A 22,234-nucleotide genomic window follows, 5' to 3' on the forward strand; every position below is an offset into this window, starting at 1 on the left:
CTGGATGTGGCGGAAGAGAAAAAAAAGGCGGGCATCGCGCCCGCCTGGATGGAACCTCTGTTTTACCGTAGCCAGTTGGTTTTCGCCAGTTCTACCACCTCGTCACCACGACCATTCATGATGGCGCGCAGCATGTAGAGACTGAAGCCTTTGGCCTGCTCCATTTTGATCTGCGGCGGCATTGCCAGCTCCTCTTTGGCGGTAATCACATCCACCAGTACCGGGCCATCGTGGGCAAATGCCTGCTCCAGCGCACCATTGAGTTCTGAGGCCTTTTCCACCCGGATACCCCGGATGCCACAGGCCTGGGCGATAGCGGCAAAGTCAGGATTTTCCAGCTCGGTGCCGTCGGTAAGATAGCCGCCCGCTTTCATCTCCATCGCCACAAAGCCCAGCACGCTGTTGTTGAAAATCACCAGTTTCACCGGCATTTTCAGCTGCGCCAGCGAGATAAAATCACCCATCAGCATGCTGAAGCCGCCGTCGCCGCACAGCGCGACAACCTGACGATTGCGATCGATCGACTGCGCACCCAGCGCCTGTGGCATCGCATTCGCCATCGAGCCGTGGTTAAACGAACCCAGCAGGCGACGTCGGCCGTTCATCTTCAGATAGCGCGCCGCCCACACGGTTGGGGTGCCGACATCGCAGGTAAAAATAGCGTCATCGCTGGCGTAGTGACTGATCTGCTGTGCCAGATATTGCGGATGAATTGGCTGTTTGTCGTTGGGCTGCGCCAGTTCGTCGAGACTTTTGCGCGCCTCGCCATAGTGTTTAACCGCACTGTCGAGATGTTTGCGATCGCTTTTGGTCGTCAGTTGCGGTAGCAGCGCCTGCAGCGTGCTTTTCACATCGCCGACATACGCTTCATCGACATGACAATGCGATCCCAGGCTGCCCGGGTTGATGTCAATCTGAATGATCTTCGCGTTTTCCGGATAGAATGCGCGATAGGGGAATTGTGTGCCCAGCAATACCAGCGTCCCGGCATTCATCATGGCGTGGAAGCCGGATGAGAAACCGATCAGACCGGTCATGCCAACATCATAAGGGTTGTCATATTCGATGTGTTCTTTGCCACGCAGCGCATGCACAATTGGCGCTTTAAGCGCTTCTGCCAGCGCCACCACCTCCTGATGCGCACCGGCACAGCCACTGCCACACAGCAGCGTAATGTCAGTGGCGTCGTTCAGCGTCTGTGCCAGCCGGGTCAGTTCGGCTGGCTGAGGCAGGACCTGCGGCAACTGCGGTGGATACCACTCAGTGCGGGCGCTTTCTGGCGCCAGTTTCAGGGCGATATCACCCGGCAGCACCACGACTGAGACACCGCGATTGAGAATGGCTTTGCGCATCGCAATGCCCAGCACCTGCGGTAACTGCTCAGGATTCGAGACCAGCTCGCAGTAGTGGCTGCATTCGCGGAACAGCTCCTGGGGATGAGTTTCCTGGAAATAACCGCTGCCGATTTCGCTGGAGGGAATGTGTGCCGCAATCGCCAGCACCGGGACGCGGTTACGATGGCAGTCGAACAAGCCGTTGATGAGGTGTAAGTTGCCTGGTCCGCAGGAGCCGGCGCAGACCGCCAGTTCGCCGCTGATGTGCGCTTCCGCACCCGCCGCAAAGGCGGCGACCTCTTCATGGCGTGTCGGCATCCATTCAATAGTGCCCATGCGATTCAGGCTATCGCTCAGGCCGTTAAGGGAATCTCCGGTGACGCCCCAGATGCGTTTTACGCCCGCGCTTTCCAGCGTTTTGGCGACCAGCGCCGCCACGGTTTGTTTCATGATCTTCTCCTTTGTCGGCCCGCCATGAAGAGTGACGTGACCAGAATCGAAAAAAGAAGCGTAGACGACACGGCAGAAAAGCAGGCGTGAAAAAATGCGCTGGCAGAGCTCAGCACATCTCAGACCGAATTCAGGCAGAGAAAAGGGCGATCAGAATCGGGGCCAGCAGGCTCATCACAAAACCGTGCACAATAGCGGCAGGGACAATCTCGTTGCCGCCCGCCCGCTGCAGTACCGGCAGGGTAAAGTCCATTGAGGTGGCACCGCACAGCCCCAGCGCGCTGGAACGATGACGGCCAATCAGCGCGGGGATCAGCATGATTGCGACCAGTTCACGCACCAGATCGTTGAAGAAGGCGGCGCTGCCAATGACCGGGCCAAAAGCTTCGGTCATCAATATGCCAGAGAGAGAGTACCAGCCAAAGCCGCTGGCTAGCGCCAGACCGGTTTTTAGCGGAACACCCAGCAGTAATGCCGCGATCATGCCACCTGCCAGCGCGCTGACCAGCACCACACTGGCAACCAGCAGACCGCGACGGTTCAGGATAATCTGACGCAGAGTCATTCCACTGCCGCGCAGCTGAATCCCCACGAGGAACAGCAGGAAGATCAGCGCATATTCACTGGCCGTCGAGGCGTGGTGCAGCAGTGACCACTGGGTCAGACCTAGCAGAAAACCGATGACAACCACGCCACATAGCTTCAGCGAGTCCAGTGCCATATGCAGCCGCGAGGGAAGCTTCTCCTGCCGGTGCGCATGCTGCCACGGTGCATATTTCTCCAGCCCGCGCAACGCCAGTACATTGCACAGCAGAATGCAGAACGCCGCCACCAGAGCCGTATGAAAAACGGCCAGCAGATTGCTGCTCAGGTTGTCGAGAAAGGCCAGGCTGATGCCCATAAAGAACAGAATGACGTAAACCATCCAGCCCAGCAGTTGATTTACCCGACGCAGGGTGGCGGTTTTACGGAAGGGTAACAGCCAGCCTGCGATTAGCGGCAGCAGAATAATCAGAAGTCCGGAGTACATATCATTGCCATCCCTGGAAGAAGAGGTCACACGCTAGCGAAAAAGCGTAACGGAGTAAACCCTGATAAAGCGGCTTGACCGGCGCGCGGGCGACAACCATGCTGTCTATAAACTGAGGATGGACGCCTATGATTCTGGAACATATCGACATTCGCGGCTTCCGCGGTATCAATAAGCTCTCACTGCCTTTAACGCACACCACTCTGCTGATTGGTGAGAATGCCTGGGGTAAATCCAGCCTGCTGGATGTCATGAGCCTGCTGCTCTCTCCTCATGAACCGGCCTATGTTTTTACTGAGGCGGATTTCCATTTTACACCGGGTGATGTGACCGATCCGATGCGCCGTATTTCAGTGGTGTTCCACTTTCGGGATGACGGAAGCGATCCGGACGCGGTGCTCTCGACCTTCTGGCAGCGTGATGCGCAGGGCCAGCGTCGGCTTTATTACAGCGTCAGCGCCACCTGGCGTGACGGCGGCATCGACACCCGTCGCCGTTTCGTTGACGTGAATGCCCAGCTGTTGCCTGAGCAGAACTGTGCGGACGCAATCGACCTGTTGCTGACGCGTTATCCGGTATTGCGGTTGCGCGACGCGCGTTTCAGCAAGCGAACGCGGAACCGTGCGCCCGTGACCGGTCCCCATCCTGAGCTGCTGGCAGGCATGGAGACGCTGGCGCGCGATCTGGAGCAACATCCTCAGCAACTCAGCGATGAGGTGCTGAGACAGGGCCTCAAGACGATGCAGCAATTGATGCAGCACTATTTTCTGGTGCAACCGCCTGGCGCAGGCAGTGAGGCCCGGTCACGGGATCCGCAGATGCGCGATGGGGTGCAGGGATGGCGGGCGCTGGATCATCTGAATCAGCTGATTGCCGGAACTGACTCCCGCAGCCGTCAGCTGATTTTGCTGCAGATGTTTACCCTGTTGATCGAAGCACGAGGCGACGTTCCGCTAGCTGCCGGTGCGCGGCCGCTGCTGCTGATTGAAGATCCGGAAACCCGCCTGCATCCGATTATGCTGTCCGTGGCCTGGAACCTGCTGAAGCTGCTGCCGCTACAGAAAATCGTCACGACCAATTCAGCTGAACTGCTGTCGCAGGTGCCGGTAGAAAACGTCTGCCGTCTGGTGCGTCAGTCCTCACGCGTAGCAGCCTGGCGCATCGGTCCGGAAGGTCTGAGTGCCGAAGAGAGTCGGCGTATCGGCTTTCATATTCGCGTCAATCGACCGGCGGCCCTGTTTGCCCGTTGCTGGCTGCTGGTCGAAGGTGAAACCGAGGTCTGGATTATGAATGAGCTGGCGCAGCAGTGTGGTTACAACTTCGCGGCGGAAGGGGTGAAAGTGATTGAGTTTGCGCAATCGGGCCTGAAGCCGCTGCTGAAATTTGCCCGACGCATGGGGATCGCCTGGCACGTGCTGACAGATGGCGATCAGGCGGGTAATAAATATGCCAGCACGGCGCGCACGCAGTTACAGCCGGGTGATCCTGAGCCGCGTTTTCTGACGCAGTTACCCGCGCTGGATATGGAAAACTTTCTCTATCACCAGGGGTTTCAGGATGTTTATCATCAAATGGCGCACCTGCCGTTAAACGCGCCGATGAGTTCCAGGCGTATTATTACCAAAGCGATTCACCAGAGCTCCAAGCCGGAACTGGCGATCGCAGTGGCGACATCGGCGGCGGAACGCGGGCCGGAAGCCATCCCGCCGTTAATGCGGCAGATGTTTGCCCGGGTGATTGGGCTGGCGCAGGGTCAGGCGGACTAAGCCTGTCAAACATGGCCTGTCAAAAATGAAAAATGCCAGCGGCACTGGCTGGCATTTTTAGGGCTCTGTACAGAGGTGGGTTCAGTATCAGGCCACGGCCTGTACCTCAACAACCGGCACGATGAGGCTGGCGTGATTGCCTTTCGGACCTTCATGCACATCGAACTGAACCTGCTGGCCTGCCTTTAGCGTTCGGTAGCCTTCCATCTGAATGGTGGAGTAGTGCGCAAAAATATCTTCGCCACCACCAACCGGACAGATAAAGCCAAAGCCTTTGGAATTATTGAACCATTTAACGGTGCCCGTCTCCATGCTTTTACTTCCCTCGCAAGACATTTTATAAGTAGGTGAGGTCTTTGAAGCTGTGAGTCGGATTTGATTAAAACTCAATCAGCCTGTGCAGGTAGAATGTAGAGAAAGCGCCGCTGGCGTCAAGCAAACCACCGGGCCGGATGGGGAAAAAATCATCAAAATTTGAGGCAGTTAACGCTATTGCAAATTTTGTGATGCAGGTCGCGCAAGGTTATTTCTGAATAAATTTTCAGCAGCGGCCCGCAGCTTGACAGGCATGTTAAACTCTCAACATGTAGCCACCTAAAGGCTAAAAGCAAAATCTCAACGGAACACTATGGCAAACACAAACGACTGGCTTAACTTTGAACATCTGGCCGAAGACAAAGTACGTGAAGGGTTAAAGCCGCCTTCTATGTATAAAGTCATTCTGAATAATGACGATTATACACCTATGGAATTTGTTATTGACGTCGTGCAAAAGTTCTTTTCTTATGATGTTGAACGTGCAACGCAGCTGATGTTGAAAGTTCACTATCACGGCAAGGCGATCTGTGGTGTATTTACTGCAGAAGTCGCCGAAACAAAAGCGGCCCAGGTGAACAATTATGCGCGGGAAAACCATCATCCGTTGCTGTGTACGCTGGAAAAAGCCTGAGCCCGTCTCCATATAGGAAACAGGTAAGGGCGATAATTGGGGGAGGTGCCTAATGCTCAATCAAGAACTGGAACTCAGTTTAAATATGGCTTTCGCCAGAGCGCGTGAGCACCGTCATGAGTTTATGACCGTCGAGCATCTGTTACTGGCATTGCTCAGTAACCCGTCGGCCAGAGAGGCACTGGAAGCCTGTACGGTGGACATGGTGGCTCTGCGGCAGGAACTCGAAGCCTTCATCGAACAAACCACACCGGTGCTGCCTGCCAGTGAGGAGGAGCGTGATACTCAACCAACGCTCAGCTTCCAGCGCGTTCTGCAGCGCGCGGTTTTCCATGTCCAGTCATCCGGTCGCAGTGAAGTCACCGGGGCGAATGTGCTGGTCGCCATCTTCAGCGAGCAGGAGTCGCAAGCGGCCTATCTGTTACGCAAACATGAAGTCAGCCGCCTTGATGTGGTGAATTTCATCTCTCACGGTACGCGCAAAGACGAACCGGGCCAGGCGCCAGGCGCTGAAAACCCGGTTAACGAAGAGCAAGCAGGCGGGGAGGATCGTATGGAAAACTTCACCACCAATCTTAATCAGCTTGCTCGCGTCGGTGGGATTGATCCACTGATTGGTCGCGACAGAGAGCTGGAACGTACTATTCAGGTGCTGTGCCGTCGCCGTAAAAACAACCCGCTGCTGGTGGGGGAATCCGGTGTCGGTAAAACGGCTATCGCAGAAGGTCTCGCCTGGCGTATCGAGCAGGGCGATGTACCGGAAGTGATGAAAGATTGCACTATCTACTCGCTGGATATTGGTTCACTGCTGGCAGGCACCAAATATCGTGGTGACTTTGAGAAACGCTTCAAAGCGCTACTGAAACAGCTGGAGCAGGACGAACACAGCATTCTGTTTATTGATGAGATCCATACCATCATTGGTGCGGGTGCGGCATCAGGTGGCCAGGTAGACGCAGCGAACCTGATTAAACCGTTACTTTCTGGCGGTAAGATTCGGGTAATGGGGTCTACCACGTATCAGGAATTCAGCAACATCTTCGAAAAAGATCGTGCTCTGGCGCGTCGTTTCCAGAAGATCGATATCACTGAGCCTTCTGTTGAAGAAACCGTGCAGATCCTGAGCGGCCTGAAGACCAAGTATGAAGCCCACCATGATGTGCGGTATACCGCGAAAGCGGTGCGTGCAGCGGTGGAACTGGCAGTGAAATATATCAACGACCGTCATCTGCCTGACAAGGCGATTGACGTGATTGATGAAGCGGGTGCGCGTGCGCGCCTGATGCCTGCCAGCAAACGTAAGAAAACCATCAATGTTTCTGACATTGAAACCGTGGTGGCCCGCATTGCCCGTATTCCTGAACAAAGTGTGTCAGCAACCGATCGCGATACACTGAGAAATCTGGGCGAACGGCTCAAGATGCTGGTGTTTGGACAGGACAAAGCCATTGAGGTGCTGACGGAAGCGATCAAAATGAGCCGCGCCGGTCTGGGTCAGGATCGCAAGCCAGTTGGTTCCTTCCTGTTTGCCGGGCCAACCGGTGTGGGTAAAACGGAAGTGACTGTGCAGCTGGCGAAAGCGCTGGGTATTGAGCTGCTGCGTTTTGACATGTCCGAGTACATGGAGCGTCACACCGTCAGTCGTCTGATTGGTGCACCTCCGGGGTACGTCGGTTTTGATCAGGGCGGGCTGCTGACGGATGCGGTGATCAAGCATCCACATGCGGTGGTGTTACTGGATGAGATCGAGAAAGCGCACCCGGATGTCTTCAACCTGCTGCTGCAGGTGATGGATAACGGCATGCTGACAGATAACAACGGTCGCAAAGCGGACTTCCGCAACGTGGTGCTGGTGATGACCACCAACGCCGGTGTGCGTGAGACGGAACGTAAGTCGATTGGCCTGATTCATCAGGACAACAGCACCGATGCGATGGAAGAGATCAAAAAGATCTTTACGCCAGAGTTCCGTAACCGTCTCGACAACATCATCTGGTTCAGTCACCTGTCACCAGAGGTGATCCATCAGGTGGTCGACAAATTTATTGTCGAGTTGCAGGCGCAGCTGGATGCGAAAGGTGTGTCGCTGGAAGTCAGTGATGAAGCGCGCGACTGGCTGGCTGAGAAGGGCTATGACAAAGCGATGGGCGCACGTCCGATGGCGCGCACCGTGCAGGACAGCCTGAAGAAACCGTTAGCCAATGAACTGCTGTTTGGTTCGCTGGTGGATGGTGGCTCAGTATCTGTTGCGCTGGATCGTGAGAAAGGTGAACTGACCTATCACTTCCTGAGTGCTGAGAAACGCAAAACCGAAGGCACTGTGCACTAATCACTTGCTGCAGATGTGAAAAAGGCCGGATATGAATATCCGGCCTTTTTTATCGCTTCAACATGCAGAGCGATGAAGTTACTGCAAATTAGCGACTACGGAAGACAATGCGGCCTTTGCTCAGGTCGTACGGGGTCAACTCAACGGTCACTTTGTCACCCGTCAGGATGCGGATGTAGTTTTTGCGCATTTTACCGGAGATGTGAGCAGTGACCACGTGTCCGTTCTCAAGTTCTACGCGGAACATGGTGTTAGGTAACGTATCCAGTACGGTACCTTGCATTTCAATATTGTCTTCTTTGGCCATCGAATCCTCTGGGTGTACTACCTTTCAGTTGAACCGGCAAGATAATGCCCAATTCAACGATTTATGTAAAGAACCGTCGGCGATTTTGCCAACGCTTTACCGGATGCACGTCAGTTACGTGCATCCGGTAAAATTAGGGTGTTTATGGTGGCGTCTGCAGGGGATTAGCAGGCTAAGAATCTGTATCAACCGGTAACACGCGCACGATTGAAAACAGTTCCGAGAGTGCGTTGAGATTCCCAGCCTGGCAATTCCGGCTCGTTATTGCGAAGCGCGGACGACATACCAAACTCGACTATTATACCACTTATGCGCCTTTATGTGTGCAAAACATCTCAGTAGTACTAAAAAAGCGTTTGTGTCTGCCAGCATCCATCGCTGACCGGCTGACTGGCAAGGCTTTGTACATATTGCAGATAATCAGCGCGCGGGATTTCCTGCGCGCCTAATGACGCGGTGTGGGGATTAAGCACCTGGCAATCCACCAGACGGCCCTGATGTCGGATAAAATGCTGGCAAAATACCCAAAGTGCGGTTTTAGAGGCATTCTGCTGACGGCTGAACATCGATTCGCCGCAGAAGATTTGCCCCATCGCCAGCCCGTACATGCCACCCACCAGCTGATGTTCATCCCACACTTCAATGGAGTGGGCATGGCCCAGCTCATACAATCGCAACCAGGCGCGCTTCATTTCAAAAGTAATCCAGGTGCCTTCTTCGCGACCGGTAGCGCAGCCCTCGATCACCTCGTCGAATGACTCGTTCATCGTTACCCGATAAGGTGAACGGCTGTGAAAGCGTTTCATGCTACGACTCAGGTGAAACTGCTCGGGCAACAGGACTGCTCGGGGATCGGGTGACCACCAGAGGATGGGATCGCCGGGGGAAAACCATGGAAAAATGCCGCACTGATAAGCATTTAGCAGCCGGGCAGGGGAGAGATCCCCACCCATAGCCAGTAAGCCATTTGGCTCACGAAGTGCCATTTCAGGTGGGGGAAATTGCAGAGATTCCCGTGACAGTTGTACCAGTCTCATCGCGTTGCGTTACTCATCAGCATTTCGCTATGACTATAACGCAATCCGCTGCCGGAAACGCCAGTAGCGGCCCGCTTTTGAGATTAATTCCGCATGGCTACCCTGTTCAACAATGGCACCATTATCCATTACGCAGATGCGATCCATCAGCTCCAGGCCGCTGAGACGATGCGTGACCATGATCATCGTCTTCCCGGCGGTCAACTGCTGGAGCAGCGTCAGAATATGCTGCTCGGTAGTGGCATCCAGCCCTTCAGTAGGTTCATCCAGCAGCCAGAGATCGCCATCGTGTAATAATGCGCGCGCCAGCGCCAGCCGGCGCAGTTCGCCGCCTGACAGCGGGCGACCGCCTTCCCCCATCCAGGCGTTCAGGCCTTCCTGATTTTCAAGCAGGCGCTGCAGGCCGACGTCGTTGAGTGCGCGAGTTAACTGCTCATCACTGGCATCAGGGCAAGCCAGCAGTAAATTATCGCGCAGGCTCTGGCTGAAGAGGTGAACCCGCTGCGTTACCACGCTGATGCGCTGGCGCAACGCGGGTTCTGACCATTCGCGAATCGGCCGATCATTTAAACGGATAACGCCGTGCTGGCTCTCCCAGCCACGGGTTAACAGCGCCAGCAATGTTGATTTTCCGCAGCCGGTCGGCCCCAGCAGCGCAATATGCTCACCGGCTGCTACCGAGAGAGTACAACGGTTTAGCACCTTATCCGGACGGTCGGGATAGCTGAAGTCGAGCTGATCGATCCCGATCGAAAGAGGTCCCGGTCGGGCCTCGGAATGTGCCGGGAAAGTGATCGCAGGAGACTGGTCGATAATGTCATTGACTCTCTGAGCGGCGTTTATCACCTGTGACATAGGCAGGAAGGCGCCTGCTACCGGTGCCAGCGCTTCAAAGGCGGCCAGGGCGCAAAACACTACCAGCGCAATCAGCGAACCGGGTAACTGCTGTTCGCTGATGGTGGCGGCACTCAGCCAGAGCAGCAGTGTGACCGTTACACCGCTGATCAGCAGCAGCAGACACTGTGCGGCGGCCTGTAAGCGTTGTTGTTGACTTTGTGCCTGCTGCCAGCGCTGTTCATCTTCATCGAGCTGCTGTCGCCATCCCTGCGAGGCACCGTACAATGTCAGTTCAGCCTGGGCCGCCAGCCACTGCATCAGTTGTAAGCGCCAGTGGGCACGACCCTGGGCAATGGCAACACCTGCCGGCGATCCCAGACGATAAAACAGGGCTGGCATCAGTACCAGCGTACTCAACATGATGCCGCCCAGCGTCAGTGCCAGATGAAAATTGATAAAACTCATCCCGAAGGTCACCACGACACTCACGATAAAAGCGCCAAGCAGTGGCGAGATGACGCGCAGATAGAGATGATCCAGCGTATCGACATCAGCCACAAAGCGGTTGAGCAGGTCCGCCTGCCGGAATCGCGAGAGCTGGCCAGGGGAAAGGGCCATCAGGCGGCTGAACGTGTGGACACGCAAGTGCTGAAGCACCCTGAACGTTGCATCGTGGCTGACCAGCCGTTCAGCATAGCGTGCGGCGGTGCGAATGATGGCTGCGCCACGGACGCCCGCCGCAGGCAGCATGTAGTTGAAGGTATAGAGACCCGCGACACCGGCCACTGAGGAGGCGGCCAGAAACCAGCCAGAGAGCGTCAGCAGGCCAATGCTGGCCAGCAGGGTAACAATCGCCAGCACGATGCCCAGCGTCAGGCGAAAAGGGTGGCGCAGCCAGAGACGAAGAAAAGGACGCAAGGCGGACATCAGCGGATCTCCTGTTGGCGATGCTTCAGCATCTCGCTAAAGGCACCTGGCTGTTGTGACAGCTGCTGCCAGTTACCCTGCTGGACCAGCTTACCCGCTTCCATCACCCAGAGGGTCTGCCAGCGGCTTAGCGTATCGATCTGATGAGTAATCATCAGTGTGGTCTGCCGATCTGCCGCCTCGTTCAGCGCCAGCATCACATGGCGTTCGCTGAGTGCATCCAGGCTGGCTGCCGGTTCATCAAGCAGCAAAAAATGTGAGGTTTTATAGAGTGCACGTGCAACCGCGACCCGTTGCGCCTGGCCCACCGACAGCTGATGACCGCCATCGCCAGGCGGGGTCTCAATGCCTAAGGGCAGACGCGGCAGGAACTCATTGATGCCGCACGCTTCCAGCAGTGCTGCAAAGCGCTCGCTGTCCCAGGCGGCATTCATCAGGATGTTGTCGCGCAATGTGCTGGCCGGTAATTGAGGATTCTGTCCTACCCAACTCAGTTGCTGATGCCAGTCGCTCCGGCGTATATCGCGCAGTTCGACGCTATTGACTTTCAGCGAGCCCTGATAGGGCAGAAACCCGAGCAGAGCGTTCATCAGTGCCGTTTTACCCGCCCCGCTTTGACCGACCAGCGCAATCTGCTCACCCGCAGCAATGGTAAAAGTTAGAGGGCCACACAGCACCTGGCCATCAGGTGCGCAGACACAGAGATCGTCAGCGCTTAGCGCGATTGCGCGATCGGTAGTGAAAGGGCGCTGGCCTCTCTGCGGGGCGGCGTCGGGCGTCGCCTGCATAAAGGCTTCAAGCGCATCGGCACCGCCCACCGCCTGCGCTTTGGCGTGATAGAACGCACCGAGATCGCGCAGTGGCTGGAAAAACTCCGGAGCGAGGATCAGCACCAGGAAGCCGGCAAACAGCGTCACGCCCTGGCCATACGCACCGAAATGCAATTCGCCCAGATAGGAGAAACCAAAATAGACGGCCACCACGGCAATCGCTAACGAGGCAAAAAACTCCAGTACGGCGGAGGAGAGAAAGGCGAGGCGCAGCACTTCCATGGTGCGCTGGCGAAAATCGGTGGTGGCGGCGGCAACGGCCTGCTGTTCTGCTTCACCACGATGAAACAGTCGCAGCGTCTCTCTGCCGCGCAGGCGGTCCAGAAAATTCCCGCTCAGGCGAGCCAGTACCAGAAAGTTTCGGCGGTTGGCCTCGGCAGCACCCATTCCAGCCAGCGCCATAAACAGCGGTATCAACGGCGCGGTGGCAAAAAGAATCAGACCTGCCGTCCAGTTCAACGGGAAAATGGTCAGCAGAATGCAGCAGGGGATCACGACTGCCAGTGTCATCTGCGGCAGATAACGGGCGTAATACTCCTGCATCTCTTCGATCTGTTCCAGCAACAGCGTTGCCCAGCTACCGGCTGGCCTTCCCTGAATCCACGCCGGGCCGAGATCAGATAACCGGTCAAGAACCTGCTGTCGTAAAGCCTGGCGGATAGCCTGCCCGGCACGGTAACCGGTCAGTTCGCGGGCATAGTTAATCAGGGCACGGAGCACAAAGCAGAGCAGTAATAGCAGGATGCTGACCGACAGCGTTTCGCGCGGCTGTTGATCAATAATCAGTGCCTGAAGCAGCGAGGCCAGTAAACCGGCCTGGACAATGATCAGCAGTGCACTCGCCGTGCCGAGCAGCGTGTTGAGTCGCAACCAGCGACCGGCGAAACGACGTTGCTGACGAAGCCAGCGGGTAAGATGCTGCTGCCGCGATTTGTCCATGCGAGACCATGATAAATGTCGATGATGGGGGAAAATGGAAAGACATTTCCATCTCTTCAGGCGCAAGAATCTAGCATGAGAGCAATAAAAAAGGCGACGGAAAAACCGTCGCCTGGAACATTTGAGATCAGAGGGTTAACAACTTACTGATCGTTTTTAACTAACCCGTCAAGAAAACGCTCGGCGTCTAACGCAGCCATGCAGCCAGTGCCCGCAGAGGTAATCGCCTGACGATAGATATGGTCCATCACATCACCTGCTGCAAAAACGCCAGGGATGCTGGTCTGGGTGGCGTTGCCGTGTAAACCGGACTGAACTTTAATGTACCCGTTCTCCAGCGCCAGCTGACCTTCAAAGATGGCCGTATTCGGGCTGTGCCCGATAGCAACAAACAGACCCGCCACTTCCAGTGCTTCCGTCTCATCACTGTTCTGGGTAGAACGCAGCGTCAGACCTGTCACGCCCATCTGATCGCCTACCACTTCTTCAAGCGTGCGATGAGTGTGCAGCACGATATTGCCGTTACGCACTTTTTCCATCAGGCGGTCAATCAGGATCTTCTCAGCGCGGAAGCTGTCACGACGGTGAATCAGGTGCACTTCAGCCGCAATGTTAGCCAGATAAAGTGCTTCTTCAACGGCCGTGTTGCCACCGCCAATCACCGCGACTTTCTGATTGCGATAGAAAAAGCCGTCACAGGTTGCGCAGGCAGAAACGCCTTTGCCTTTGAACGCCTCTTCAGATGGCAGGCCCAGATAACGTGCCGACGCACCCGTTGCGATGATAAGCGCATCTGCTGTGTATTCGCCGCTATCGCCAGTGAGGCGGAACGGACGATTCTGCAGATCCACCGTGTGGATGTGATCAAAAATGATCTCAGTATTGAATTTTTCGGCATGCTCGTGCATGCGCTCCATCAGCGATGGACCTGTCAGATCGTGCGGGTCGCCCGGCCAGTTTTCCACTTCAGTGGTCGTGGTCAGCTGTCCGCCTTTTTCCAGACCCGTGATCAATACGGGGTTCAGGTTGGCGCGTGCAGCATAAACGGCTGCGGTATAACCCGCTGGGCCAGAGCCCAGAATGAGTAACTTACTGTGTTTGGCCGTACTCATGCGTTCCTCAGTTTCATTCGGCTGACATAGCCTGCGATTGTAGGGAATATCCGGCGACAATGACAAGGCTTAGCCAATTTTGTTAACGATAGCTGCAAATGGCGTAGACGATGAACGGCAGTTTTGCCTGGCGAATGCGCCAAAAGGGGGCAAAACTCGGGCTGAATGGGTGCAAAAGTGCAAAAATACTCATTTAAAAACAGATACCCAGCTAACTGTCTGGCATCTTGTCCTGAATTTGGTGATTTTACTTTGACAATCGCCTGCGCTTTTGCGAAAACATTATCAGAAGCGAATAACATTTATCGGAACAAAACAGGTTTTCCTCGCCTGTTTTGCACTTAACGCCGAATAAAAGCAGCCTGATATGGATAATGACGCATGATGTGGACAGACAATATGCGTCATGTCGATAGATTTCAGAACACAGGCTCTGTTAGCTCACTTCAGAAATGCCCCGAACAATGAGCGTTTTCAGGGCGTGGCAGGTAAAGGGAAGGAATTAAGAGAGACAATAATAATGGTAGACAATAAGAAACGCCCCGGAAAAGATCTCGACAGAATTGACAGGAACATTCTGAATGAACTTCAGAAAGATGGTCGCATTTCAAACGTAGAGCTTTCCAAACGCGTAGGCTTATCGCCTACGCCATGTCTTGAACGCGTGCGTCGTCTTGAACGTCAGGGATTTATTCTTGGCTATACCGCGCAGTTGAACCCGCACTACCTTGATGCATCGCTACTGGTATTCGTTGAGATTACTCTGAATCGTGGTGCGCCGGATGTGTTTGAGCAATTTAACGCCGCTGTGCAAAAACTTGAGGAAACTCAAGAGTGTCACCTCGTTTCCGGCGATTTCGACTACCTGCTGAAAACGCGCGTACCTGATATGTCTGCCTACCGTAAGTTGCTGGGTGAAACCCTGTTGCGCCTGCCCGGCGTAAACGACACGCGAACTTACGTGGTGATGGAAGAGGTCAAACAGAGCAATCGACTGGTGATCAAAACCCGCTGATGCGGGGCAGGTGCAAAACCTGTTAGATTTCGGTACACTCCTGTGAATTCATACAGGATCAGCGTCGGGCTCGCCCGGCGCTGTTGCTTCTTACTTTACAGGCACCTGGAGAGTCCTCTTGAGCCAGGAATATACAGAAGATAAAGACGTTTCGTTACAATCGCTGAGCAGTGGACGTCGTCTGCTGGAAGCGTTGCTTATTCTGGTGGCGTTGTTTGCCATCTACCTGATGGTTTCTTTAGTCAGTTTTAACCCTTCCGACCCGAGCTGGTCGCAAACGGCCTGGCATGAACCTATCCACAATATCGGCGGCAGCGTCGGTGCCTGGCTGGCTGACACCTTACTCTTCATCTTTGGTGTGATGGCGTACGCCATTCCGCCCGTCATCCTGGGTCTGTGCTGGATTGCTTTCCGTCAGCGCGACAGCCAGGACTACTTTGACTACTTTGCTGTCGGGCTGCGCTTAATTGGCGTCCTGGCACTGGTGGTGACGACCTGTGGTATGGCGGCGCTAAATGCCGATGATATCTGGTACTTCGCCTCAGGCGGCGTGATTGGTAGCCTGGTGAGTAATGCGATTGCCCCCTGGTTCAGTCCAGCGGGTGGCACGCTTATGCTGCTTTGCGTCTGGGCGGCGGGCATTACCCTTTACACCGGCTGGTCATGGCTCACCATCGCAGAAAGAATTGGTGGCGTGGTGATGGGTGTGCTGACGTTTGCCAGCAACCGTTCACGTCACGATGAACCCTGGCAGGAAGAGGATGACGAGCAGGACGCGCATGAATACGCGGATGTGCCTGAACTGCATGCTGCCGATCAGGATGAAGATGAAGATGTGCTGCTTTCTGCTCCACGTGCAGCCGCCCAGCCTGCGGCGTCACAGCCGGATCCTCTGCTGGCTAAAGCGGCAGCAGCAACCAGCGCGGCGGTAGCGGCAACGGCGGAAGCCGCAGAGGTGACGCTCGCGCCGGCCGCTCCGGTAACGCCTGCCGCTGTTGCAGCGTCTTCTGCGGCGGCATCTGCGCCTGCAGCTATGCCAGCATCGCCGACGGCACAACCCGCGCCTGCGGCCGTGCAGAGCGCGCCAGCATCCTATGGTGCAGCAACGGCTCCGACTCCGGCGCAGAGTGCTTCTGCACCTGCGACCTCACCACCGCTTTATCACTTTGAAATGCCGGACGAGGCCCCGGCTGCGCCGTCGTTCAGTGCTTACGACGACGATGAACCTAAAATGGGGAACTGGCGCGACACACCAGCAATGCCTGCGGCTCCTGCAGCTGCGGCCGCCGTCGCTGCCACTGCGGCCCAGGCGACCACGCGTACTGCCCCTGTTTTCGATTTAGCCCCTGAAACCAATCCCAACCCGCAGGTTAAGCAGGGCATCGGACCGGCGCTACCGCGTCCTAACCCGGTAAAACTGCCAACCCGTCGTGAGCTGGCCTCTTATGGCATTAAATTGCCTTCTCAGCGCATGGCTGAAGAGAAAGCAAAAACGGAAGAGAGCGAAACGGCCCCGGCTGGATCAGTTTCTGCTGCACCTGATGCTGAAGAGGCGCTGCAGCAGGCTGAACTGCGTCAGGCCTTCCAGTCTGAACAGCAGCAGCGTTATGGCACCAGCTGGCAGCAGGACGAGGAAGATGAGCAGGATGCTCAGCATCAGGATGCACTGGCACGTCAGTTCGCCGAGCAGCAGCAACAGCGCTATGAACCTGAAGTGAAAAAAGATCCGGTATTTAATATTGATACCGCCTCTGCGTTTGATTTTTCACCGATGAAAGATCTGGTGGATGACGGCCCGTCTGAACCGCTGTTTACGATTGCCGCGACGCCAGAACCGGAAGCTCCTGCGGTTTCACACGAACCATGGCAGCAGGTGAGTGAGGTTTCACAACCTCAGGCTCCGGCTCAGGTTCCTGCACCTGACCGCTTTATCCCGGCAGAATCAGATTACAGTACGCCAGCAGCCTCGTCTGAGCCTGTGTATGCAGCGCCTGCAGCACCCTCTGCGCCCGCTTATGGTGCGCCAGTGGCTTCTCAGGCTCCGGCTTATTCTGCTCCCGCTTATGGTTCGCCAGCCGCCGTGCCGGCTCAGCCGGTTGAAGAAGCGAAACCTTCGCTGCATGACAGCCTGATTCATCCGTTCCTGATGCGCCATGAACAGCCTCTGGAGAAACCGTCTACACCACTGCCTTCACTGGATCTGCTGACTGCGCCACCTGAAGAAGAAGAGCCGGTGGACATGTTTTCGCTGGAGCAGACCGCCCGTCTGGTTGAGTCTCGCCTGGGTGATTATCGTGTGAAAGCGGAAGTGGTTGGCATCTCGCCTGGCCCGGTTATTACCCGTTTTGAACTCGACCTGGCACCTGGCGTGAAAGCGGCGCGTATTTCAAACCTGTCGCGTGATTTAGCACGTTCGCTGTCCACGGTTGCGGTTCGTGTGGTGGAAGTGATTCCAGGCAAGCCTTACGTGGGTCTGGAACTGCCTAACAAGCATCGTCAGACAGTCTATCTGCGTGAAGTACTGGATTGCCCTAAATTCCGCGACAATCCGTCACCGCTGGCTGTTGTGCTGGGTAAAGATATTGCGGGTCAGCCTGTCGTCGCCGATCTGGCGAAAATGCCGCACTTACTGGTAGCCGGTACCACCGGTTCCGGTAAATCTGTGGGTGTGAACGCCATGATTATCAGCATGCTTTATAAGGCGACGCCGGAAGAAGTTCGCTTCATCATGATCGACCCGAAAATGCTGGAGCTGTCGGTCTACGAAGGCATCCCACACCTGCTGACCGAAGTCGTCACAGACATGAAAGATGCCGCCAATGCGCTGCGCTGGAGTGTTGGCGAAATGGAGCGTCGCTATAAGCTGATGTCGGCGCTGGGCGTGCGTAATCTGGCAGGTTACAACGAGAAAGTGGAACAGGCTGAAGCGATGGGCCGTCCGATTCCCGATCCGTTCTGGAAGCCGGGCGACAGTATGGATATGACGCCGCCGGTCCTGGAAAAACTGCCTTACATCGTGGTAATGGTCGATGAGTTTGCCGACCTGATCATGGCAGTGGGTAAAAAAGTTGAAGAGTTGATTGCGCGTCTGGCACAGAAAGCCCGAGCCGCAGGTATCCACCTGGTGCTGGCAACACAGCGCCCATCCGTGGATGTGATTACTGGCCTGATCAAAGCGAACATCCCGACGCGTATCGCCTTTACCGTGTCGAGCAAGATTGACTCACGTACCATTCTCGATCAGGGCGGCGCGGAGTCACTGCTGGGGATGGGTGACATGCTCTATATGCCGCCAAACTCCTCCCTGCCTATTCGTGTGCACGGTGCCTTTGTTCGTGACCAGGAAGTGCATGCCGTGGTTCAGGACTGGAAAGCGCGTGGACGTCCGCAATATATCGACAGCATTACCGCGGGCGAAGAGAGCGAAAGTGCCGGTGGCATCGACAGTGATGAAGAGCTCGATCCGCTGTTCGACCAGGCAGTCGGCTTTGTGGTTGATAAACGTCGAGCATCGATTTCAGGCGTTCAGCGTCAGTTCCGCATTGGTTATAACCGTGCGGCACGTATCATTGAGCAGATGGAAGCGCAGGGCATTGTCTCTGCACCAGGCCACAATGGTAACCGTGAAGTCCTGTCTCCGCCCCCACACGACATGTAGCAGTTAAATGTTTTGAAACACTACTCACTGAGCCAGTTCCGACTGGCTCATTGTTTTTTATACGGTTAAGCCCCATATCTGAATCAGCTTTCGGTTTTTTCTTCTGTTCTGATGGCGGAACGGCGACCAGGCTTAATGCAGTTATCGATGGGAACGTTTAAATAAGGAATTGAAGCAGATGAAATTACGCGTAATCGCTCTGGGCCTGTTGGCCACCTTTTCTTCAGCCAGCGTATTGGCTGATGCTTCCAGTGATCTGCAGCAGCGCCTGAATAAGGTCAGCAGCTTCCACGCCAGCTTCACGCAAAAAGTGACCGACAGCAGCGGCGCCAATGTGCAGGACGGCGAAGGCGAGTTGTGGGTTAAACGTCCCAGCCTGTTTAACTGGCACATGACCGCACCGGACGAAAGTATCATCATCTCCGACGGCAAATCGCTTTGGTTCTACAACCCGTTTGTTGAACAGGCTACTGTCAGCCTGCTGCAGAATGCCACCAGCAACACGCCGTTTATGCTGATTGCCCGTAACCAGTCAAACGACTGGAAGCAATACAACATCAAACAGCAGGGTGACAATTTCGAACTGACGCCGAAAAACAGCGACGGCAACCTGAAACAGTTCACTATTCAGGTGACGTCCAGCGGCACCATTAACCGCTTCAGCGCGATTGAGCAGGATGGTCAGCGCAGCGATTACCAGCTGAAAAGCCAGCAGAATGGCGCGATCAGCCCGGATAAATTCACGTTCACACCGCCAAAAGGCGTGACGGTGGACGACCAACGTCAGTGAGGTCACGGTGAGTAACCTGTCCCTGGATTTTTCCACCGAGAATTTCAAACCTCTGGCCGCACGTATGCGGCCAGAAACGTTGAAACAGTACATTGGTCAGCAGCATCTGCTGGGCGCGGGTAAACCGCTGCCGCGTGCGATTGAAGCCGGGCATCTGCATTCAATGATCTTATGGGGACCGCCCGGGACCGGCAAAACCACGCTGGCTGAGATCATCGCGCATTACGGTAATGCCGATGTGGAGCGTATCTCTGCAGTGACCTCCGGCGTAAAAGAGATCCGTGAAGCGATTGAGCGTGCCCGACAGAACAAACATGCCGGACGGCGCACTATTCTGTTTGTGGACGAGGTCCATCGGTTCAACAAGAGCCAGCAGGATGCTTTTCTGCCCCATATTGAAGATGGCACCATCACCTTTATTGGTGCCACCACCGAAAATCCCTCTTTCGAACTTAACTCCGCATTGCTGTCACGCGCCCGCGTTTACCTGCTGAAATCACTGACGCTCGAAGATATTGAGCAGGTGCTGGATCAGGCGATGCAGGATAAAGCGCGAGGTTATGGCGAGAGTGACATCGTGCTGCCGGATAATACCCGCAGGATGATTGCTGAACTGGTTAATGGTGATGCACGCCGGGCATTGAATACGCTGGAAATGATGGCAGATATGGCCGAAACCACCGCCTCAGGTCAGCGTGAACTGACGCCTCAGTTGCTTAACGAAGTCTCGGGTGAGCGATCCGCGCGTTTTGATAACAAAGGCGATCGTTTTTACGATCTGATTTCGGCGCTGCACAAATCGGTTCGCGGCTCCGCGCCAGATGCAGCGCTCTACTGGTATGCGCGCATCATCACCGCAGGCGGCGATCCGCTCTATGTGGCACGCCGGCTGCTGGCTATCGCCTCCGAAGATGTCGGCAATGCCGATCCACGCGGTATGCAGGTGGCGATTGCAGCCTGGGATTGCTTCACGCGCGTCGGTCCGGCAGAAGGGGAGCGCGCCATCGCTCAGGCCATTGTATATCTGGCCTGTGCGCCGAAAAGTAACGCGGTCTATAACGCCTTTAAAGCTGCGATGCGTGATGCGCGTGATAATCCTGATTACGATGTGCCGGAACATCTGCGCAACGCGCCGACTAAGCTGATGAAAGAGATGGGGCTGGGCAAAGAGTACCGTTATGCTCATGATGAAACCAACGCCTATGCTGCCGGTGAAGTCTATTTTCCAAAGGAACTGGCCAGCACGCGCTATTACACGCCAACCCAGCGCGGGCTTGAGGGTAAGATTGGTGAAAAGCTAAGCTGGCTGGCTGAGCAGGATCAAAATAGCCCGACAAAACGCTACCGCTGAAACAGACCTTACGGTAATGTGGGCAATGTTTTCAACGCATTCCACAGGAATGCGTCCCTTCTTTCAACCAACTTTTTATACACAGGATAAGCATGCTCGATCCCAATCTGCTGCGTAACGAGCCAGACGCAGTCGCAGAAAAACTGGCACGCCGGGGATACAAACTGGATGTGGAAACGCTGCGTTCGCTTGAAGAGCGTCGCAAAGTACTGCAGGTGGAAACAGAAAATTTGCAGGCAGAGCGTAACTCCCGATCCAAATCCATCGGTCAGGCCAAAGCACGTGGGGAAGACATCGAGCCGCTGCGCCAGGAAGTGAATGCGCTGGGCGAACGCCTGGATGCCGCTAAAGCAGAACTGGACGAACTGCAGAATCAAATTCGTGACTTCGCGCTGGCAATGCCGAACATTCCGGCAGACGAAGTGCCGCTGGGCAAAGATGACAGCGAAAACCAGGAAGTGAGCCGCTGGGGTACGCCGCGCGAGTTCAGTTTCCAGGTTAAAGATCACGTTGAGCTGGGTGAAGCGGCTAAAGGCCTGGATTTTGCGGCTGCCGTGAAACTGACCGGTTCGCGCTTTGTTGTCATGCAGGGGCAGATTGCCCGCCTGCACCGTGCACTGAGTCAGTTTATGATTGACCTGCACACTGAGCAGCATGGCTACCTTGAAACCTCCGTGCCTTACCTGGTTAACCACGCAACGCTTTACGGTACCGGACAGTTGCCTAAGTTTGGCGAAGACCTGTTCCACACCCGTCCGCTGGAAGAGGAGTCAGACAGCAGCAACTATGCACTGATTCCTACCGCGGAAGTGCCGCTGACCAACCTGGTGCGTGACGAGATCCTCGAAGAGGATACCCTGCCGGTTAAACTCACCGCACATACACCGTGCTTCCGTTCCGAAGCGGGTTCTTACGGTCGTGACACACGCGGTCTGATCCGTATGCACCAGTTCGACAAAGTTGAGATGGTGCAGATCGTTACCCCGGAACAGTCTATGGAGGCGCTTGAAGAGCTGACCGGCCACGCTGAAAAAGTTCTGCAACTGCTGAACCTGCCATACCGCAAGGTTTTACTCTGTACCGGCGATATGGGCTTCGGAGCGACTAAAACCTACGATCTGGAAGTCTGGTTACCGGCGCAGAACACCTACCGCGAGATTTCATCCTGTTCCAACATGGGTGATTTCCAGGCGCGTCGTATGCAGGCGCGTTGCCGTAACAAACAGGATAAGAAGCCGCGTCTGGTTCATACCCTTAATGGTTCAGGTCTGGCCGTCGGCCGTACCCTGGTGGCAGTGCTGGAAAACTATCAGCAGGAAGATGGTCGTATCGCCGTACCGGAAGTTTTACGCCCTTACATGAAGGGCGTCGAAATTATCGGCTAAGCAATCAGGTATCTGAAGACCCGGCCATGGCCGGGTTTTTTTATGTCCTGCATCTGAAAAATAGGATTTATATCTCGCTGATTTAATCACAAATAAACGTTATCGATAACAGATGTGCTGGAGTGCTTAAAAACCTAATTTTTCATAGAGATAGCATTTAGCCGTCTGTCGTCCAAGACGATTGTAAC

The 22,234-nt window shown here is 55.3% G+C and carries 16 protein-coding genes; 8 read left to right on the plus strand and 8 right to left on the minus strand.

The features are described from left to right. Nucleotides 1–62 precede the first annotated feature (62 nt). Together poxB and H7K52_RS14075 are read right to left on the minus strand one after the other, a co-directional pair. Entirely contained in the window at nt 63–1,784 is a 1,722-nt protein-coding gene (poxB, locus tag H7K52_RS14070; RefSeq protein ID WP_140033571.1) for a ubiquinone-dependent pyruvate dehydrogenase, read from the minus strand. A 130-nt stretch (nt 1,785–1,914) separates the two neighbouring features. Then, the gene (locus H7K52_RS14075) at nt 1,915–2,814 is read right to left on the minus strand and encodes a LysO family transporter (protein ID WP_003849311.1); all 900 of its coding nucleotides are present in this window, start codon (nt 2,812–2,814) and stop codon (nt 1,915–1,917) included. Between the two features lie 128 nt (nt 2,815–2,942). Here H7K52_RS14075 and H7K52_RS14080 point away from each other — a divergent pair, with 128 nt between their 5' ends. Continuing rightward, entirely contained in the window at nt 2,943–4,580 is a 1,638-nt protein-coding gene (locus H7K52_RS14080) for an ATP-dependent nuclease (protein ID WP_003849313.1), read from the plus strand. Between the two features lie 87 nt (nt 4,581–4,667). Here H7K52_RS14080 and cspD read toward each other — a convergent pair whose 3' ends face one another. Continuing rightward, entirely contained in the window at nt 4,668–4,892 is a 225-nt protein-coding gene (gene cspD, locus H7K52_RS14085) for a cold shock-like protein CspD (protein WP_003849316.1), read from the minus strand. 316 nt (nt 4,893–5,208) lie between these two features. Here cspD and clpS point away from each other — a divergent pair, with 316 nt between their 5' ends. Together clpS and clpA are read left to right on the plus strand one after the other, a co-directional pair. Then, the gene (clpS, locus tag H7K52_RS14090; RefSeq protein ID WP_003849318.1) at nt 5,209–5,529 is read left to right on the plus strand and encodes an ATP-dependent Clp protease adapter ClpS; all 321 of its coding nucleotides are present in this window, start codon (nt 5,209–5,211) and stop codon (nt 5,527–5,529) included. Between the two features lie 52 nt (nt 5,530–5,581). After that, nucleotides 5,582–7,858: an ATP-dependent Clp protease ATP-binding subunit ClpA gene (clpA, locus tag H7K52_RS14095; RefSeq protein WP_008925836.1), complete on the plus strand. Its 2,277-nt coding sequence runs from the start codon at nt 5,582–5,584 to the stop codon at nt 7,856–7,858. 88 nt (nt 7,859–7,946) lie between these two features. On the opposite strand, the gene infA is transcribed toward clpA, so the two are convergent. The 5 genes from infA to trxB form a co-directional block, all read right to left on the minus strand. Next, nucleotides 7,947–8,165: a translation initiation factor IF-1 gene (gene infA / locus H7K52_RS14100; protein ID WP_002211347.1), complete on the minus strand. Its 219-nt coding sequence runs from the start codon at nt 8,163–8,165 to the stop codon at nt 7,947–7,949. Nucleotides 8,166–8,509: 344 nt separating this feature from the next. Continuing rightward, nucleotides 8,510–9,202, minus strand: coding sequence for a leucyl/phenylalanyl-tRNA--protein transferase (gene aat / locus H7K52_RS14105; RefSeq protein ID WP_003849322.1), 693 nt, complete (start codon nt 9,200–9,202; stop codon nt 8,510–8,512). 33 nt (nt 9,203–9,235) lie between these two features. Next, complete coding sequence (gene cydC, locus H7K52_RS14110; RefSeq protein WP_078804220.1) at nt 9,236–10,966, minus strand: heme ABC transporter ATP-binding protein/permease CydC; 1,731 nt, start codon at nt 10,964–10,966, stop codon at nt 9,236–9,238. Continuing rightward, nucleotides 10,966–12,735: a heme ABC transporter permease/ATP-binding protein CydD gene (gene cydD / locus H7K52_RS14115; RefSeq protein ID WP_078804221.1), complete on the minus strand. Its 1,770-nt coding sequence runs from the start codon at nt 12,733–12,735 to the stop codon at nt 10,966–10,968. Before cydD ends, cydC begins: the two co-directional genes overlap by 1 nt. Nucleotides 12,736–12,878: 143 nt before the next feature. After that, a complete protein-coding gene (gene trxB / locus H7K52_RS14120; protein WP_003849329.1) occupies nt 12,879–13,847 on the minus strand; it encodes a thioredoxin-disulfide reductase in 969 nt (322 codons plus the stop codon). A 520-nt stretch (nt 13,848–14,367) separates the two neighbouring features. Here trxB and lrp point away from each other — a divergent pair. The 5 genes from lrp (at nt 14,368) to serS (ending at nt 22,046) form a co-directional block, all read left to right on the plus strand. Then, nucleotides 14,368–14,862 (plus strand): leucine-responsive transcriptional regulator Lrp, encoded by a 495-nt coding sequence (gene lrp, locus H7K52_RS14125; protein ID WP_006118610.1) that lies wholly within the window; start codon nt 14,368–14,370, stop codon nt 14,860–14,862. 118 nt (nt 14,863–14,980) lie between these two features. Further along, complete coding sequence (locus tag H7K52_RS14130) at nt 14,981–18,520, plus strand: DNA translocase FtsK 4TM domain-containing protein (protein ID WP_008925840.1); 3,540 nt, start codon at nt 14,981–14,983, stop codon at nt 18,518–18,520. 178 nt (nt 18,521–18,698) lie between these two features. Continuing rightward, nucleotides 18,699–19,310 carry an outer membrane lipoprotein periplasmic chaperone LolA gene (gene lolA / locus H7K52_RS14135; protein ID WP_003849334.1) on the plus strand — a complete coding sequence of 204 codons (612 nt, stop codon included), beginning with the start codon at nt 18,699–18,701 and terminating at the stop codon, nt 19,308–19,310. Nucleotides 19,311–19,317: 7 nt separating this feature from the next. Beyond that, nucleotides 19,318–20,661: a replication-associated recombination protein A gene (locus H7K52_RS14140; protein WP_003849336.1), complete on the plus strand. Its 1,344-nt coding sequence runs from the start codon at nt 19,318–19,320 to the stop codon at nt 20,659–20,661. 92 nt (nt 20,662–20,753) lie between these two features. Beyond that, the gene (gene serS / locus H7K52_RS14145) at nt 20,754–22,046 is read left to right on the plus strand and encodes a serine--tRNA ligase (protein WP_008925841.1); all 1,293 of its coding nucleotides are present in this window, start codon (nt 20,754–20,756) and stop codon (nt 22,044–22,046) included. Nucleotides 22,047–22,234 lie beyond the last annotated feature (188 nt).

The sequence above is a fragment of the Pantoea hericii genome, from assembly GCF_014155795.1.
Classification (GTDB): Bacteria; Pseudomonadota; Gammaproteobacteria; order Enterobacterales; family Enterobacteriaceae; genus Pantoea; species Pantoea eucalypti.